Raw genomic sequence first — 17,961 nt, forward strand, 5'->3', positions numbered from 1 at the left:
GTCAATCGGACAACCAGTCGCGCCAGGGCAGGCTGGTGTCACCAAGGGCAATGAAATCGCCGTTCAACAGGGTCTCGCGGCGGTTGTAGCGGAACGGCTTGCCGGTCGCCGCCGACAGCACCGCGCCACCGGCAGCGTGCAGCACGCACTGGCCGGCGGCGGTGTCCCATTCGGAGGTCGGGCCCAGCCGAGGGTAGACATCCAGGCCGCCTTCGGCGATCCGGCAGAACTTCAGCGATGAGCCCTGAGCGATGGTTTCGATGCGACCCATCCGCGCCAGCAGCGCTTCGGTTTCCGGCGAGCGGTGGGAGCGGCTGGCGGCCACCCGCAGCGGTGCGGTGGCCGGCGTGCGGGTACGCAGCACAGTGTCATGCAGGCCCTGGCGACGGTACGCCAGCTCACCACGCATGGCATGCCAGACGATGCCGGTGACCGGCGCCAGCACCACGCCGAAGGCCGGCGCGCCCTGGTAGATCAATGCGATGTTGACGCTGAACTCGCCATTGCGCTTGACGAACTCGCGGGTGCCGTCGAGCGGGTCGACCAGCCAGTAGGCACCCCAGTGGCGGCGCTGCTCCCAGCCCACCTGCGCCGACTCCTCGGACAGGATCGGCAGATCCGGGGTCAGCTGCTGCAGGCCCTGCTCGATGACCTGGTTGGCCGCCAGGTCGGCACTGGTGACCGGGCTGTCGTCGTCCTTGAGCTGCACGTCGAAGCCATCGGCATACACCTGCATGATGGCCTGTCCGGCTTCCTGGGCGATGGCGATGGCGGTCTCGCGCAGGTCCGTGGTCAGTTTGATCATCGCGTTCCCTGCAGCCACTGCCGGGCGATGAACAGCGCCGCCAGCGAGCGCCCCTCGGAGAAGTCCTCGCGCAGCATCAGCTGGTCCAGCTCGGCCAGCTTCCACGGCACCACTTCCAGCTCTTCCGGCTCATCGCCGGCCAGCTTTTCCGGGTACAGGTCGCGCGCCACCACCAGCCACGACTGATGGCTCATGTAGGTCGGGGCCAGGGTCATCGCGCGCAGCACGTCTACCCGGCGCGCACCATAACCGGCCTCTTCCTTCAGTTCACGGTCCGCGGCCTGCTCGGGGGTCTCGCCGGCATCGATCCGGCCCTTGACCAGCCCCAGTTCGTAGCGGTGCATGCCGGCAGCGTATTCACGTACCAGCAGCACGGTCTCGTCATCAAGCATCGGCACCACCACCACCGCGCCGTGGCCCCGGCTGACCAGGCGCTCGAAGCGGCGGCGTTCACCGTTGGAGAACTCCAGGTCCAGGTGCTGGCGCTGGAAGGGACCGTTCTCTTCATCGGTGATCCGATGGATGATCGGCAAGCGACGGCCGCCACGGTCATCGTTCATGCGGAATCTCCGCGGCGGCCGGCGTCTGCGCCGGGGCCGATAGAATGTGCAGGCAGCAACATGTTCATGAGCCCGAAATGCTAGCAGACCCAACCCCCTCCCCGCTGGTCGAGCACTGGCGGCAACGCGACCTGAAGGTGCTGTGGCACCCGTGCACGCAGATGCGCGAGCATCCGCACACCCTGCCACTGGTCCCGATCGCACGCGGCCAGGGCGCCTGGTTGTTCGACCACGACGGCAACCGCTACCTGGACGCGGTCAGCAGCTGGTGGACCAACCTGTTCGGCCATGCCGAGCCGCGCATCGGCGGCGCCATCGCCGCCCAAGCCGGGCAGCTGGAACAGGTGATGCTGGCCGGCTTCGGCCACGAGCCGGCGATCACCTTGGCTGAACGCCTGCTGGCGCTGGCACCACGGCAGCCCGGCCGCGAACCGCTGGCCAAGGTGTTCTATGCCGATAACGGTTCAGCTGGCGTGGAAGTGGCGCTGAAGATGGCGTTCCAGTATTTCCAGAACCGCGGAGAGCCGCGCCGCACGCGCTTCATCGCGCTGGAGAACGGCTACCACGGCGAGACCCTGGGCGCGCTGGCGCTGGGCGACATCCCGCTGTACCGCCGTGTCTATGCGCCGCTGCTGGCCGAAGGCCTGTTCGCGCCCTCGCCCGACGCCTACCTGGCCGAGCCTGGCCAGAGTGCGGCAGATCGCGCGCGGCAGGCGGCGGATGGACTGGCCACGCTGTTCGACCAGCACCCGGGCGAGATCTGCGCGGTGATCCTGGAACCGCGCCTGCAGTGCGCAGGAGGCATGCGGATGCACGACCCGGTGTACCTGCAGCGCGTGCGCGAACTGTGCGATGCGCACGGTGCGTTCATGATCGCCGACGAAATCGCCGCAGGCTTTGGCCGCACCGGCACGATGTTCGCCTGCGAACAGGCCGGGGTGATGCCGGACCTGATGTGCCTGTCCAAGGGACTGACCGGCGGCTTCCTGCCACTGGCCGCCGTGCTCGCCACGCAGGCACTGTACGACGCGTTCCTCGATGACTCCCGCGAGCGCGCGTTCCTGCATTCGCACAGCTACACCGGCAATCCGCTGGCCTGCGCGGCGGCGTTGGCGACGCTGGACATCTTCCGCGACGACGATGTGGTCGCACGCAACCGCGGCATCGCTTCGGTGATGGGGACCCTCGCCGCGCCGTTCGCCGACCATCCGCACGTGGCCGATGTACGCCAGGCCGGCATGGTGGTGGCCTTCGAGTTGTCGCGCGACGGCAACAGGCGCACACCGTTCGACCCGTCACTGCGGCTGGGCCTGCACGCCTACAAGGCCGCGCTCAAACGCGGCGTGGTACTGCGCCCGCTGGGCGATGTGCTGTATTGGATGCCACCGTACTGCGTGGACGATGAACAACTGGAACTGCTGGCACATACCACGCTGGCAGCCATCGACGAGGCAATTGCATGCGCGTGACCCGCTGCCCCATCGATCTGGCGCTGCACAGCGGCCAGACCGTGACCCTGCCGGAAGAGACGGCCAACCACCTGGTACGGGTGATGCGCCTGCGCGAAGGTGATACCTGCGTGCTGTTCAACGGCGATGGCCACGACTACAGCGCGACGCTGACCGTGGCCGGCAAGCGCGAGGTGCAGGTCCGCATCGACGCCGTGCAGGCCATCAACAATGAGTCGCCGCTGGCGATCACCCTGCTGCAGGGCATTGCCCGTGGCGAGAAGATGGACCTGATCCTGCAGAAGGCCACTGAGCTGGGCGTGGCGGCGATCATTCCGGTCAATGCCGAACGTACCGAGGTGAAGCTCGACGCCGCACGCGCCGAGAAGCGCGTGGCGCACTGGAACAACGTGGTGGCCTCGGCCTGCGGCCAGTCCGGGCGCGCGCGCATTCCACAGGTGGGTTCACCGTTGTCGCTTGCGCGGGCGGCAGCGGCACTGCCGGTGGATACGCTTCGGTTGACCCTGGATCCGCAGGGTGCGCACCGGCTGTCGACGATGGACGCCGCACCTGCCGGGGGCATCGTGATTGCAATCGGTCCGGAAGGAGGGTGGTCGCCACGCGACCGGGACCAACTGGCGGCCGCTGGCTTCCAGGGCCTGCAGCTGGGTCCGCGCATCCTGCGCACCGAGACCGCCGGGCTGGCCGCGATCGCGGCGCTGCAGGCGCGGTTGGGCGATCTGGGGTAAGGCTGATTCGTGGTAGTGGCGGCCGCTGGCCGGCATCCACCGGATCATGAGGTTGCCGGCCAGCGGCCGGCACTACCAGGAATTCGAAATGCCCGGCGGATTCCCGATCAAACGGCCAGCGAATCCAGCGCGGCTTCCAGCGCGTCCAGGTTCGGCAGCAGCGCGCTCTGCTCGCCCAGCAGCACGCGCATGTGCACGATGTCCGGCAGGGTTTCCTCCGAGGCATCGGCCAGCAGGCCGTCGCGCGGCACCGAGATCAGCTGCGGGAAGTTCTGCGTCAGCAGCGCGTAGTACGGACGCTGCGCGTTGCCGCTGAGGGCCTTCAGCACCACCACTTTGTTGTGGCCGCCCACGGCTTCTTCGCCCAGTCCCGAAAGACGTGCGAACGACACCAGCGGCACCTGCCAGCCATGCCAGCCGATCTCGCCGACCAGCCAGCGGGGCGCATCGGAGACCGGCTGCACCGGCACGCGCGACATCATTTCAGCCACGGTGGCATTGGGCAGCAATACGCGCGCGTTGCCTGCCTGGATCAGGACGCCGCGGATCTCGTCATTGCTGGCGTAGCTCATGGTGCCTCTCCGTTGTCGTCATCCACGCCCCAGCGTGCGGCAATCGCCTGTGCCAGTTCCTGCGGCTCCCCCGCCACCATGCCGGCGGCAACCACAGCGGTGGCTGCGGCCGGGTCATAGCAGCCCTCGCCCACCTGCCCGGCCACCCAGGCGCCGGCGGCAGCCAGGTCCAGCGCCGGTCCGACGTGGCCCAGGTCGGCCCCGCTGAGCAGCACCAGTGCCGTGTGTTCCGCCGGTAGCGCGGCAATCGAAATGCCCTGTGCGTCGCTGATGAAATGCAGGCCATCAGCGGCCACCTGCACGCCGATGTCATCGGCCAGCACATGCACTTCGCCCGCTGCCGCACGTTGGCCGGCTTCGGCCAGCTGCACCGGCAACGGCGACACCCGTGCCATCTGCTTGACCAGGTTGCCGTAACGGCCACCATCCAGGCGCATGTGCACCAGCACCGGCACGGCCAGCGACGCCGGCAGCGCACCGAGCAGGCGTCGCAGCGCATCCGGGCCGCCAATGCCGGCCAGCACCAGCAGGGATCCGGCCTGCGCGCCAACCGGCGCTGCAGCGTCCAGATCGACCAGGCTCAGGTGATCGGTATCGAACGAGGGAGGTGCCGCCTCGACCGCAGCGATGCCGACGGCAGCCGGTGCATCCACCACGTCATCGACCAGCGACCACGCGGTGTGGTCGAAGGACACCGGCGGTGCGGCTGCGGCAGGCTCTGCCATCGCTGGCGGCAACGGCGGTGCCTCCAGTGGCTCCGGCACGACCGGCTGCAGCGCGGCCAGTGCCTGCTCCAGCGCGATCGGTTCATGCAGGTGAGCCGGGGGCGAATACAGGCCGTCGGCCGGGACGTCGTCGGCCCAGCTCAACGCCTGGTCCAGGTGCGGCTGAAGTGCTTCTTCACGTGGCGCGGGCGGCGGTGCCGGATGGCCCGGCTCCAGCTGCAGGCTGGGTTCATCCTCGGCACCCGGCGGCAACACCTGCTGGTGGCCGTGCAGCTTCGCAGCCAGATGTCGGCCCCAGCGCTGGGCTTCCCAGCCATCGCGGCGCGCGGCCAGTTCGGCCTCGTCGAACACCAGGGTCAGGCCCGGTGCGGACAGCACGGCGTCCAGCCGTTCCAGCGCGTCCTCGATGGCCGCCTCCAGAGCAATCACCACGAACTGCGGCCGCGCCTGCTGCAGGACCTGCGGCTCCAGGCTGTTCGGGTCGTCTTCCAGCACCAGCTGCACATCGGCGTGCGACAACGCCTCACGCAGGCGCTCACGCGCCGCGCCGGGGCGGGCCAGCAGGGCCACGGCCGGAGCCGCTTGGGTTTCACTCACGGACACGGGCGATCCCCAGCAGGTCGTACACGTTACGCATCAGGTCCAGTTCCTGGTACGGCTTGCCCAGGTAACGCTGGACACCGATCTCGAAGGCGCGCTGGCGGTGCTTGTCACCACTGCGCGAAGTGATCATCACGATCGGCACGTCCTTGTAGCGCGGGTCGGCACGCATCGCGGTGGCCAGCTCGTAGCCATCCATGCGCGGCATCTCGATATCCAACAGCATCAGGTCCGGCACGCGCTCTTCCAGGCGCTCCAGCGCTTCCACGCCATCGCGGGCGACGCTGACCTCGAAGTTGTGGCGCTCGAGGATGCGGCCGGTGACCTTGCGCATGGTCAGCGAGTCGTCGACCACCATCACCAGCGGCACCTGGCGCTCCTGCCGTGGCGCATTGGCCAGTACCGGCAGCGTCGGATTGGCGAGGAAGCGGCGCACCAGCGGCGCCACGTCCAGGATCACCACCACGCGGCCATCGCCGGTAATGGTGGCACCGTAGATACCGGGCACCGAGGCGATCTGCAGGCCGACCGGCTTGACCACGATTTCGCGGTTGCCCAGTACCTGGTCGATCGCCACGGCGGCGCGCAGGTCGCCGGCGCGGACCAGCAGCAACGGCACCTGGTGCTGGCCATCGGCACGCGCCGGGGCCTGTCCGACCAGGCTGCCGAGATCGTACAGCGGGTAGTCTTCGCCGCTGTAGCGGTAGCTGCTGTCGGCGGCTTCGAAACGCTCACGCGACAGGCGGCCGATACCACTGACCGAGGCCACCGGTACCGCGAAAGTGGTTTCGCCGATCTGCACGAACACTGCCTGGGTGACCGCCAGTGTCTGCGGCAGGCGAAGGGTGAAGCGCACGCCCTGGCCACGCACCGACTGGATGTCGACCGAGCCGCCCAGCTGGCGCACTTCGTTGCGCACCACGTCCATGCCCACGCCGCGGCCAGCCAACTGGCTGACCTGGTCGGCAGTGGTGAAACCGGAAGCGAAGATCAGGTTGTCCAGCTCCTGCTCGCTCGGCTGCGCATCGGCAGCCAGCAGGCCACGGTCGAGGGCACGGCGGCGGATCGCTTCGCGGTCCAGGCCAGCGCCGTCATCGGCCACGTCCAGCACGATTTCCGAGCCTTCGCGGTGCAGGCGGATGGCGATCTCGCCCTCCTCCGGCTTGCCGGCGGCGCGGCGCTGCTCCGGCGCCTCCAGGCCATGGGCCACGGAATTGCGCAGCATGTGTTCCAGCGGCGCGACCATGCGGTCGAGCACGTTGCGATCGAGTTCGCCGTGGGTACCTTCCAGGGTCAGATGGACCTGCTTGCCGGTATCCATGCCGGCCTGGCGGACCACACGGCGCAGGCGCGGCACCAGGCCATCGAACGGCACCATGCGCGCGCGCATCAGACCGTCCTGAAGTTCCGAACTAACGCGCGACTGCTGCTGCAGCAGCGAATCGTACTGGCGTGACAGATCGTCGAGCACGCCCTGCAGGCCGCCAAGGTCGGCCGCCGATTCGTTCAACGCGCGGCTGAGCTGCTGCAGAGTGGAGAAGCGGTCCAGCTCCAGCGGGTCGAACTTCTGGTCGGCCTGGTCCTGCTCGCGCTGGTAGCGGGCGACGATCTGCGCCTCGGTTTCCAGATCGAGGCGGCGCAGCTGATCGCGAAGACGCGCATTGGTGCGCTCCAGTTCGCCCATCGCGCCTCGGAAAGCACCCAGCTGCTGCTCCAGCCGCGAGCGGTAGATCGCCACTTCACCGGCGTGGTTGACCAGGCGGTCGAGCAGGTCGGCGCGCACGCGCACCTGTTCCTGCTGCGGACGCGCCAGCGGATCTTCGTCGACCACGCCTTCGGCCGGCAACGGTGCCGACAACGGCGCATCGAGCAGTGCCGGAGCCGGACTGGCGACCGGTGCCGAAGCGGTTTCTGCGACGCTCGCCACGTTGGTTGCCGCTGCCGCTGCAATATCGGTGGTGGTACGCACTTCGAACGCATCTACCAGGTCCTGCGCCGGTTCCACCACGCGATGATCACCGGTGCGGGTCAGCAGCTGGTGCAGGCGGTCGAAGCCACGCTCCAGCAGCTGCACATCGCGGCGCTCGATCTCGGTGCGGCCTGCGGCGACAGCTTCCAGCAGCGATTCGATGCTGTGACCAAGGTCGCCGATGGCATTGATGCCGGCCATGCGTGCGCCACCCTTGAGGGTGTGCAGGTCGCGCTGCAGGCCGGACAGCGCCTCGCGGTCCTGTGGTGCATCGCGCAGTTCGCTGATCAGGCCATCGCAGTGATCGAGCAGGTCCTTGCCTTCCTCGACGAAGATGTCGACCAGCTCGCGGTCGTACACGCTGAAGTCGAGTGTGTCTGCACTGTCTTCGGCTTCTTCTTCGGCTGCAGCGGCCGGCATTGCGTCGATGGCCGGGGAGCTGGCTTCGGCGACTTCGGCGACTTCGGCGGCTTCGGCATGCAACGTCCCTTGACCCGGTGCATCTTCGAGTTCGAAGAAGCGCACCGGCTCATCGGTGGCCTGCGGTGCTTCTGCAGTGGTCTCCTCATTCACCGTCGCCGGGGACGGCTGATCGGCGCTCTCTCCTTCACCGACCGCCGCCTCCCCGCCGACGTCCGCATCCTCGGCAAAGGCTTCCGCCTCGCCCGGCGCGAGTTCGCTGGCCTGGAGGCCGAGCACGGGCCATTGCCCGTCGTCGTCCAAGGTCTGCTCTTCGTCGATCACGTGCAGGCCGGCCTCGAGCGCGGCTGCCAGCGTGACCGGTTCTGCAAAACCCGGCGCAGCCATTTCATCCTGCAGGCTCGACAGCTCGCTGTCGAGTGGCAGTGCAGCAGCATCATCGAAGCCGTTGCCGTCGGCGGCGTCCAGATCGGAGGACTGCAGCGTATTCAGGTCGATTACGTCATCTTCTGCAGCCGCAGGCAGTTCATCCGCGTCGCGGTCATCGACCGGCAGCGCGCTGGCATCGAGGTACGGCGACAGATCATCTGCCACGGTCAGATCAGCGCCGTCGGCCAGGGACGATGCCGGTTCCGCGTCCGCTTCCTCCGCGGCAGGGAGTGGCGCGGTCGCGTCCACCTGGACCGATTCAAGTCCTTCCTGTGCGACCACGGCGGGCTCACCTTCGCCCGGCACCGACGGCCATCCCGCATCGAAGTAGCGCGAAAGATCGTCGCTGGCGGTCAGCTCCGCAACGTCCAGCCCGCTGTCGGCGGTGTCGAGGGCCGCCGCCGTTTCTACATCGTCCGGAACCGGTTCCAGCACCTGCGCGGGTGGCGCTTCGAGAGCTGCCGGCACTTCGGCGTCATCTTCTGCGGCCAGCGCCAGCTGCGGTGCCTCGGCCCGGGGCTCCAATTCGGTGTCCAGCGCGAGGTCATCGTCGTCGTCCTCCAGCCCGGCCATCGGCCAGCGTGCTTCCGGCAGCTCGCCGGCGAGCGCCTGCAAACGCTGCACCAGCGCGTCCTGCGATGCGATGCGCGGCTGTTCGGCCTGCAGCGCGTCCATGGTCGCAGTGATCGCCTGCGCGGTCGCATCCAGTGCGGCCAGGCCTTCTTCACCTGGCACCACGTCCGCGGCCAGTGCACGCTTGATGTAGGACTCAGCGCCGCCGGTGACGGCGGTGATCTCCGGCACCTCGGTCATCGCGAAGGCACCGTTCATGGTGTGCACCGCGCGCAGCAGTGCATCGCTGACCGGCTGCGGTGCCTGCTGCGCCGAGCGCAGCCAGTCCTGCAGGGTCGCCTGGTGGACTTCCACCTCGGCCTCGAGGATCTCGCGCAGCACGCTGTCGATGTTGGCCGGCGTGCCGTCCGCTTCAACCACCGTGCCAGCGTCGGCCTGCGTCGATGCGACCGCTTCAGCCTCAAGGATGCGGCTGATCTCGTCTTCGCCTTCGGCCGCAGGCTGCGGCACTGCCGGTGCAGCGGCGACCGGCAGAGGTACGTAGAAGGTTTCCTCGCCGGCGCCAACGCGGTCGGCGATGGCCTGCATCGCCTGCAGGTCGACACTGATCCGCTGGCCGTTGCGCAGCGCCGCGTTCAGCTGTGGCAGCGCGGCGTGGGCGTTGTCGACCATCGCCAGCACCGCCGGCGAGGCCGCGCGGCTACCGTCCAGCACGCGATTGAGCATGCCCTCGATCTTCCACGCGAATTCACCCAGCGTGCGCGCACCGACCAGGCGACCACTGCCCTTCAGGGTGTGGAAGATGCGCCGAATCGGCCGCAACCGGTCCATGTTGTCCAGTTGCATACGCCATGCCGGCAGCAACGTACCGAGGTTGGCCAGTTCGTCGTCGAACTCTTCCAGGAACACCTCGCGGATGTCCTCGTCGATGTTCTCCGCGTCGTCATCGAAGCCGGCCTCGAAGCCGGCGTCGGCAGCGACCACGACCGGCGTTTCCGCAGCGGCGGGAGTGGCTGCCGCCTGCGGATTGAAATCGGCGGCGGCTGCGCTCAGTTCAGCGAAGAACTGCGCATCGGCCTCGCTGAAATCGATTGGCGCGATGGTATCGATGTCGATCACCGACACCGCAGGAGCCGGTGACTCCGCCGCAGCGACCGTGTCATCGGCACGCAAGGCCGGCACGTCATCGGCAACGGCATCACCATCGGCGGCATCCAGGCTGTCGGCAGCCGGGATCGGCAGGCCGGCATCGACAATCTCCAGCGACGGCAGCGGGTCGGCATCGTCGTCCAGCGACAATGTCTCCATCGCGTGCAGCGAAAGCACGTCGTCGGCATTGTCCAGCGCATCGGCATCGAAGCGGAACACCACATCATCGGCCGGCAAGGCCCCGGGCTCGTGCTCGGCTGCGACCGGGTCGAACACCGGCGCAGCATCGAAACCGGTGTCGATCGATACCGCGACATCGCCACCGTCATCAGCGGTCAGCGTCGTGGCATCAGCCAGGTCATGCGACGGCGCCCCGGACCACGCCCACTGCGGCGCAGCGAACTGCCCGGCATCGGCCTGTTCGAAGCCGACCGGATCGAAGCTGGCGAAGGTCGGGCTGCGTTCGTCATCGGCGGCCGCCAGCGGATCGGCATCCGGATGGAACGGCGCCAGGTCCCACTGCGGAACCTCGGGTGCCGGTGCACTGGAGGCCGCGAACACCAGCGGTGCATCCTCCCCGTCATGAAGCGACAAGGGCGTCGCGCCGGCGCTGCCGACGTTGACCGCAGCCGTGACTGCTGCAGAGCCCAGCTCGCCAAACATCAGGCTGTTGTCGGCAACTTCCTGCGGCGCCATCGGCGTCGGATCGAAGGTGAAGTCCGGCAGCGGCACCGGCACGTTGCCAGCGGCGGGCGCGGCCGGCTGCACCGGGATCTCGATCGGTTCCGGCTGCAGCGAGCCGGGCTCCACCGCGACTTGCTCGCGCTCGACCAGCAGCGATGCGAACACCACCGGCTCGCCTGCGGCAGGCGCCGCTGCATTGCGGTCCGGCAGCGGCCAGTAGCGCAGCGCTTCCAGGCTGCTGCGGGTGATCTCGAGAATGTCCTCGCGGCCGGGGCGACGGTCGCGCAGCGCCTCCAGGTAATACTCGAGGCTGGCCATGGCATCGGCCAGGGTATCCAGCTGGCGACCACTGGGCACGCGCTGGCGACCGATCAGCTCGGCTTCGATGTACTGCTGTACGCCGCGCAGGTAGTCGGCGGCGGTGCCCAGGTCGAGCATGCGCAGCGCACCGGAGACATCACCCAGCAGGCGCGGAACGTCCTGCAGCTCGGCGTGGTTCCAGCTGGTTTCGATGAAGGCGACGAAATGCTCACGGGCCGCCGCGAAGTTGGCGATGGCCTCATGCGCCAGCACCTCCACCGTGCGCCGGTTCTCGACCGCGCTCGGGTCATCTTCGCCACTGCCGCCGGCGCCCAGATGGGCGACCTGGTCGTCCAGCGACGCGTCCACGTACAGCAGTGCGCCAGCGATATCCAACAGCAGGTTCTCGTCGATCTGCTGGCGACCCTCGACTACCCCACGCAGCGCATCGCGCTGCTGCACGACCACGCCACGGGCCACGCCCAGGCCCATCATGCCCAGCGTATCGGCCACCGCGCCGAGCTCGTTGGCCTGGGTCTGCAGCTGTTCCGGCGCACCACCGGTACGCAGGTGCAGGTCGAGCGCATCCTTGATGCGCAGCAGTTCTTCCTTCACCGCACTGCCCACCGTATCCAGCAGCTCGCGATTGCGCCCGCTCACGCTGCCACGGGCATGGTCCAGCTCGGCCTCTGTGGCGCTGACGCTGTCCGGCGCGAATGCCAGCAGCACGCTGTCATGCACGCCTTCTTCGCCACGCGCGGAACGGATTTCGTTGAGCAGCGGCATCAGCACGATCGGAATATCGCGATGACCGTTCTGCAGGCGCTCCAGGTAATCGGGCAGCAGCACGCTGCCGCGCATCAGGGTTGCACAGGACTCATCACGATCGGCCACACGGCCCATACCGATGGCATTGGCCAGCTGTTCCAGCTCCTCGGCCACCATCGCCGGGGCATACAGCTCGACCATGCGCAGGGTGCCCTGCACCTGGTGCAGGTAGCCCGCGCAGATCCGCATGCGGCTGGCATCGCTGGGATCTTCCGCGTAGTACTCGACCTCGTTGCGCACCTGGCGCAGGGTCTCGTCCAGCTCCGGCTTGACCCAGCCCAGCGCTGCGTGGCTCATCGCATCGCGCAGACTGCTCATGGACGCGCTCCGTTCGCCGCCGCGCGTTGGCCGCGCGAGTTCTGGCTTGGGGAATGGAAATGCTTCATCGACTGGTTCCTTGCTCGCCGCCCTGCCCGCGTCACGCCGGCAGCTTGAAGTCGGCGACCGAACGACGCAGGTCGGCCGCCAGCTGCGCGAGGTGGCCGATCGATTCGGCGGTCTGTCCGGCACCCTGCGAGGTCTGGCCGGTGATCTGGCGGATCACGCCCATCGTGCGGGTGATGTCCGACGCCGCCGACGACTGCTGCTGGGCGGCGATGGAGATGTTCTTGATGAGGGTGTTGAGCGCGTTGGACACGCGCTCGATCTCGGTCAATGCGGTGCCGGCGTCTTCGGCCAGGCGCGCACCGGACACCACTTCGGCGGTGGTCTGTTCCATCGAGGTGACCGCTTCGTTGGTATCGGCCTGAATCGCCTGCACCAGGTTTTCGATGCGTCGGGTCGCACCCGAAGTGCGTTCTGCCAGGCGCTGCACTTCGTCGGCCACCACGGCAAAACCGCGGCCGGCTTCACCTGCAGAGGCCGCCTGCACGGCCGCATTCAGCGCCAGGATGTTGGTCTGCTCGGAGATGTCGTTGATCAGTTCCACGATCGAACCGATCTCCTGCGAGGATTCACCCAGGCGCTTGATGCGCTTGGAGGTTTCCTGGATCTGGTCACGGATCTGGTCCATGCCCTGGATGGTCTCGCGGACCACGCCGGCACCCTCGGCAGCGATCACCACCGAGCGCTGTGCCACGTCGGCCGATTCGGCCGAGTTGCGCGACACCTGCTCGATGCTCGCCGCGATTTCGCCGATGCGGTCCGATGCCGAGGTGATCTGGTTGGCCTGGTGGCCGGCCGCTTCGGCCAGCTGCATCGCGGTGGCCTGCGTTTCCTGGGTCGACAGCGCAACCTTGGCCGAGGTGTCGTTGATGGTGGTCACCAGGTGGCGCAGCTCGTCGACCGCGTAATTGATTGCGTCGGCGATGGCGCCGGTCATGTCCTCGGTCACCGAGGCCTTCACCGTCAGGTCGCCCTCACCGAGCGAGGAGATTTCGTCCAGCAGCCGCATGATCGCCTGCTGGTTGCGGCTGTTGAACTCCACCTGGGTCTGGTAGCGCAGTTCCTGCTCGCGCGAGCGGCTGCGCACGTTGGTGGAGACGAAGCCGATGATCGCGATCAGCGACAGCGCACCGGACACCACGCCGATCCAGAAATTGGGGAACAGGCGGGTATCGGACACCGAGCCGAATGAGGAGAACGCTTCGAACAGCTTGCGGCTGTCGTCCAGCATGTGTGCCGAGCCCTGCCCCAGCGCAGTGGCGGCGGACTGTGCGGCGAACAGCTGGCGCGAGCTGGCCAGGATCGCATCGGCGTCCTGCTTCATCGCTTCCCACTTCTGCTGGGACTGCTCCAGCGCAGCGACGGCGGCAGCGCCACGCACGGCGGTGATGCCCAGTTCCTCGTTGCCATTGCGCAGGCCATCGAGCACCTGCGAGAACACAGTGATGTCACGTGCCAGCGCATCGCCCGCAGTAGCCGCACCATTGCCACCGGCCCGCATTTCGGTCACGCGGCGGGCCATCGAACCGGCCACCACCACCTGCTGCAGCGCGCTGTACACCTGCGCCGACGGCGCGCCGGAGGCGGACATCGCACGCACCAGTTCATTCAGCTGGGCCTGCAGGCCCGGTACCGCGCCGCTGAAGTTGTTGGCGTTGCCGGCCAGGGCCAGCACCGCCGGCTCACTGGCGACCAGCTGCCCGGCCTGCTTGCCCAGCGGCGCCCAGGTTTCACCCAGCGTGGAGATCGCGCCGGACACGCCCGGCTCCTTGCCGTAGCGCCCCTGCAGGGTCGATACGTTCTGTTCGATCGCGTTGCGGGTAGCCTTGAAGGCGGTGAACGCCTGCGCGTTGCCGCCCACCGCATCACGGCCCTGGTTGGCCAGCTGCTGCGACAGTACCTGCAGGTCGGCGGCCTTGGAGCCTGCATCGGCCAGGCGGCTGCCCTGCCAGGTGGCGACGCCGGTGTTGACACCGAACAGGATCATCGATGCCAGCAACAGGAACAGCCAGAGGTTGCTGCCGCCCAGCCGCAGCTTGCCGGTCTTGGTGGCGTCCGAAGCAGTACTCATCGTTCAACCTCGTTCTTCAATGCAGGGGGCAACGCCCGGCCTCAGGCCGCGGCTTGCCGGAATTCAGGGGTGCGCGACAGCAGCGAGAGCGAGAACACGCCCCAGTCCTGGCCGTCGGCATGGAAGGCGCGGTCAACAAAATGGCCATAACGCCCATCAGCCAGTGCACCGGCCTCGATCTGCTGGGCCAGTTCAAAGCTGCGCTGGCCGAACAATTCATCGATGGTCAGCGCGACGTCGCCGCCGGCCTGGCGCATGATCAGCACGCGTTGGCCTTCCTGCTGCACGGTGCGCGTGCCTTCCAGGAAATACTTCAGGTCGACCACCGGGAACAGGTTGCCGCGCAGATTGCCTACGCCCAGCAACCACGGTTGCGCGCACGGCACCGGGGTCACCGGCGGCATCGGCACGATTTCCACCACTTCGCGGAAATCGGACACCAGCCGGCGCTGGCCGACGCGATAGCCCACGCCGCGCCACAGGTCCTGGGCGAACTGCCGTTCGGGCAGCTGCACCGCGTGGGCCAGGCTGCGCCGTTCGTAGGCTTCAAGAATGTCGAAGGGCGAGCGCATCAGGCCACCAGTTCATTGATCCGCGCGATCAGTTCATCCTCGCGCGGCGGCTTGACGATGTAATCGGCCGCGCCCTGGCGCAGGCCCCAGGCCTTGTCGGTTTCCATCGCCTTGGTGCTGACGATGATCACCGGGATGTGCTTGATCGCGGCGTCGCGGGCCATCGCCCGGGTCGCCTGGAAACCGCTCATGCCGGGCAGCACCACGTCCATCAGCACCAGTTGCGGCGATTGGTCGCGGACCAGCTGCAGTCCATCCTCGGCGTTGTCCGCTTCCAGCACTTCGTGGCCGGCACGGCGCAGCCACTGGGTGAACACCGCGCGGTCGGTCGGTGAATCCTCGATCAGGACGATACGAGCCATTGTGCCTTTCCCCCCTGGTCAGGCGTTGACGTATGTGCGGATGGCACCCAGCAGTTCTTCACGTGTAAAGGGCTTGGTCAGGTATTGCTCCGAGCCGACAATGCGCCCCCGCGCCTTGTCGAACAGCCCATCCTTGGACGACAGCATGATGACCGGGGTCGCCTTGAACAGCTGGTTTCCCTTGATCAGCGCACAGGTCTGGTAGCCATCCAGGCGCGGCATCATGATGTCGACGAAGATGATCTGCGGTTGCTGGTCTGCGATCTTGGCAAGCGCTTCGAAACCGTCGGTGGCCGTGACCACCTCGCAGCCTTCGCGCTTGAGCAGCGTTTCCGCAGTCCTGCGGATGGTCTTCGAATCATCGATGACCATCACCCGGAGTCCTGCGAGTTCCCCGCCCGCAGTCGTGTTTTCAGTCATTGCCTATCCCCAAGCGCACGGCCCGATCTCTGGCGGGGGCCGCTACGAAAGCGTATCTATATCGCACTTCCCGCGCCCGCTTCAAGGCCAGCCCACCACGCGGGGCGCGACGCCCTGCTGAACGTGACCGGTTTCGCAATGACTGCGCCGCCGGACGGACGCTGCGTTGCAGTACGGCGGGGAGGCGCGCGGCCGGCGTTGCCGCTACCATCAACGTCTTGCCTGACAGGTGCGACCATGCCGTTGAACGTCATCGTGGTGATGGACCCCATCGCCCACATCAAGATCGCCAAGGACACCACCTTCGCCATGCTGCTGGAAGCCCAGCGACGCGGCCATGCCCTGCACTACGTGCGCCCGGGCGGCCTGGCGCTGGAAGGCGGCGTGGCGGTTGCCCAGACCGCGCCGCTGCAGGTGCGCGACGACCCGGCCGGCTGGTACGAGCTGGGCGCGTTCAGCCGTACCGAATTCGGCCCGGGCCAGATCGTACTGATGCGCAAGGACCCGCCGGTCGACGCCGAGTACATCTACGACACCCAGGTGCTGGACGTGGCTGCAGCTGCTGGCGCCTGCGTCGTCAACAACCCGCAGGGCCTGCGCGACTACAACGAGAAGCTGGCCGCCCTGCTGTTCCCGCAGTGCTGCCCGCCGACCCTGGTCAGCCGCGACGCCAAGGCGCTGAAGGCGTTTGCCCTGGAACACGGCCAGGCCGTGCTGAAGCCGCTGGACGGCATGGGCGGCCGCTCGATCTTCCGCAGCGGCCAGGGCGATCCGAACCTGAACGTGATCCTGGAAACGCTGACCGACGGTGGCCACAGGATGGCGCTGGCGCAGAAGTTCATCCCTGACATCACCGCCGGCGACAAGCGCATCCTGCTGGTCGATGGCGAGCCGGTGGACTACTGCCTGGCGCGCATCCCGCAGGGGGATGAGTTCCGCGGCAACCTGGCCGCTGGCGGCCGCGGCGAAGGCCGCCCGCTGAGCGAGCGCGACCGTTGGATCGCCGCGCAGGTCGGCCCGGAGATGAAGCGTCGTGGCATGCGTTTCGTCGGCCTGGACGTGATCGGCGATTACCTGACCGAGGTCAATGTGACCAGCCCGACCTGCGTACGCGAACTCGACGCGCAGTACGGCCTGAACATCGCCGGCACCCTGTTCGACGCGCTCGAGGCCGGCCTGCGCTGATGCCCCCCGCACCTGCCGTTCTGCCCCCGCCCCCGCGCGAAGCGCAACGGCTGGGGGCGACCATCGCGCTGTCGGTGCTGGTCCACGCCCTGCTGATCCTGGGCGTGGGCTTTGCCGTGAAGGGCGATGCGCCGCTGGTGCCGACGCTGGAAGTGATCTTCAGCCAGACCCGCACCGCACTCACGCCCAAGCAGGCCGATTTCCTTGCCGCGGCCAGCCAGGAGGGCGGCGGCGAACACGACCGCGCACAGCGCCCGCGCGACAACCAGGCCGGCATCGTGCCGCAGGCCCAATCCGGGTTGAGCCCTGTGCCGCAACAGCAGCAATCGGCCGCGCCCGTGCCACCGCCGCAGGCGCGGGTGGTCAGCAGCCGCAATGGCGAGGACACGGTGGTACAGGCGCAATCCCGCCCCACCCCGCTGGAGCCGACGCCGGATGCACCGATGACCGCGCGCGAACAGCGTGATGCGGAAATGGCGCGCCTGGCAGCGGAAGTGCACCTGCGTTCTGCGCAATACGCCAAGCGCCCGAACCGCAAATTCGTCTCCGCCAGTACGCACGAATATGCCTATGCCAATTACCTTCGCGCGTGGGTCGACCGCGCCGAGCAGGTGGGCAACCTGAACTATCCGGACGAGGCGCGGCAGCGCCGGCTGGGCGGCCAGGTGGTGATCAGCGTTGGCGTTCGCCGCGATGGCAGCGTGGAAAGCAGCCGCGTCCTGCGTTCGAGCGGGACGCCATTGCTGGATGAGGCAGCGCTGCGGGTGGTGCAGCTGGCACAGCCGTTCCCGCCGCTGCCGAAGACCGAGGACGAGATCGACATCCTGCAGGTCACGCGTACGTGGGTGTTCCTGCCGGGCGGCGCCCTGCGCGACGATCGGTAGGGGTTTGTTGCCCAGGCCTGCGGCCCGGGACCCGCTGGAAGCAACGTCAACATCAACGGCAACAGCAGCGGTCAGGATGCTGGGCTTGGCGGGGCATCATCGCTGTTGGTAGGTGTCGACCTTGGTCGACACGGTAGATCCACGCCATGCGTGGATGCGAGCGAAGCGACCCGCTTTTGACTTTGATTTTCTTTTTTGATTTTCCGTGGCGGCCGCACACGGGAACTATCCGTGGCCGGGCGGGTGGGCTGCGCAGGGGCGTGAGCCGCATG

13 protein-coding genes are annotated in these 17,961 nt (G+C 67.8%); 4 read left to right on the plus strand and 9 right to left on the minus strand.

What is annotated here, in order from left to right; translation table 11 throughout:
• Nucleotide 1: 1 nt before the first annotated feature.
• Nucleotides 2–805 carry a 3'(2'),5'-bisphosphate nucleotidase CysQ gene (cysQ, locus tag DI041_RS19880; RefSeq protein WP_046983703.1) on the minus strand — a complete coding sequence of 268 codons (804 nt, stop codon included), beginning with the start codon at nucleotides 803–805 and terminating at the stop codon, nucleotides 2–4.
• Entirely contained in the window at nucleotides 802–1,365 is a 564-nt protein-coding gene (gene nudE / locus DI041_RS19885) for an ADP compounds hydrolase NudE (RefSeq protein WP_012511871.1), read from the minus strand. The genes cysQ and nudE overlap by 4 nt, the downstream gene beginning before the upstream one ends.
• Nucleotides 1,366–1,442: 77 nt before the next feature.
• On the opposite strand from nudE, the gene bioA reads away from it, so the two are divergent.
• A complete protein-coding gene (gene bioA, locus DI041_RS19890; RefSeq protein ID WP_046983704.1) occupies nucleotides 1,443–2,834 on the plus strand; it encodes an adenosylmethionine--8-amino-7-oxononanoate transaminase in 1,392 nt (463 codons plus the stop codon).
• On the plus strand, nucleotides 2,825–3,562 hold the full coding sequence (locus tag DI041_RS19895) for a 16S rRNA (uracil(1498)-N(3))-methyltransferase (protein ID WP_046983705.1): 738 nt from the start codon (nucleotides 2,825–2,827) through the stop codon (nucleotides 3,560–3,562). Before bioA ends, DI041_RS19895 begins: the two co-directional genes overlap by 10 nt.
• A 107-nt stretch (nucleotides 3,563–3,669) precedes the next feature.
• On the opposite strand, the gene DI041_RS19900 is transcribed toward DI041_RS19895, so the two are convergent.
• From DI041_RS19900 to pilG, 7 genes are all read right to left on the minus strand, one after another.
• Nucleotides 3,670–4,134, minus strand: coding sequence for a chemotaxis protein CheW (locus tag DI041_RS19900; RefSeq protein WP_046983706.1), 465 nt, complete (start codon nucleotides 4,132–4,134; stop codon nucleotides 3,670–3,672).
• On the minus strand, nucleotides 4,131–5,462 hold the full coding sequence (locus DI041_RS19905) for a chemotaxis protein CheB (RefSeq protein WP_136639835.1): 1,332 nt from the start codon (nucleotides 5,460–5,462) through the stop codon (nucleotides 4,131–4,133). Before DI041_RS19905 ends, DI041_RS19900 begins: the two co-directional genes overlap by 4 nt.
• Nucleotides 5,449–12,129, minus strand: a complete 6,681-nt coding sequence (locus DI041_RS19910) for an Hpt domain-containing protein (RefSeq protein ID WP_136639836.1) — start codon at nucleotides 12,127–12,129, stop codon at nucleotides 5,449–5,451. Before DI041_RS19910 ends, DI041_RS19905 begins: the two co-directional genes overlap by 14 nt.
• 100 nt (nucleotides 12,130–12,229) lie before the next feature.
• Nucleotides 12,230–14,266 carry a methyl-accepting chemotaxis protein gene (locus DI041_RS19915; protein WP_136639837.1) on the minus strand — a complete coding sequence of 679 codons (2,037 nt, stop codon included), beginning with the start codon at nucleotides 14,264–14,266 and terminating at the stop codon, nucleotides 12,230–12,232.
• A gap of 41 nt (nucleotides 14,267–14,307) precedes the next feature.
• Complete coding sequence (locus DI041_RS19920; RefSeq protein WP_006385330.1) at nucleotides 14,308–14,838, minus strand: chemotaxis protein CheW; 531 nt, start codon at nucleotides 14,836–14,838, stop codon at nucleotides 14,308–14,310.
• The gene (locus DI041_RS19925) at nucleotides 14,838–15,200 is read right to left on the minus strand and encodes a response regulator transcription factor (protein WP_006385332.1); all 363 of its coding nucleotides are present in this window, start codon (nucleotides 15,198–15,200) and stop codon (nucleotides 14,838–14,840) included. Before DI041_RS19925 ends, DI041_RS19920 begins: the two co-directional genes overlap by 1 nt.
• An 18-nt stretch (nucleotides 15,201–15,218) precedes the next feature.
• Nucleotides 15,219–15,620, minus strand: a complete 402-nt coding sequence (gene pilG, locus DI041_RS19930) for a twitching motility response regulator PilG (protein WP_005418455.1) — start codon at nucleotides 15,618–15,620, stop codon at nucleotides 15,219–15,221.
• Nucleotides 15,621–15,857: 237 nt separating this feature from the next.
• Here pilG and gshB point away from each other — a divergent pair, with 237 nt between their 5' ends.
• Nucleotides 15,858–16,805, plus strand: a complete 948-nt coding sequence (gshB, locus tag DI041_RS19935) for a glutathione synthase (RefSeq protein ID WP_012511876.1) — start codon at nucleotides 15,858–15,860, stop codon at nucleotides 16,803–16,805.
• Complete coding sequence (locus DI041_RS19940; RefSeq protein ID WP_136639838.1) at nucleotides 16,805–17,689, plus strand: energy transducer TonB family protein; 885 nt, start codon at nucleotides 16,805–16,807, stop codon at nucleotides 17,687–17,689. The genes gshB and DI041_RS19940 overlap by 1 nt, the downstream gene beginning before the upstream one ends.
• Nucleotides 17,690–17,961 lie beyond the last annotated feature (272 nt).

It is taken from the genome of Stenotrophomonas maltophilia, from assembly GCF_004920835.1.
Classification (GTDB): Bacteria; Pseudomonadota; Gammaproteobacteria; order Xanthomonadales; family Xanthomonadaceae; genus Stenotrophomonas; species Stenotrophomonas maltophilia_AQ.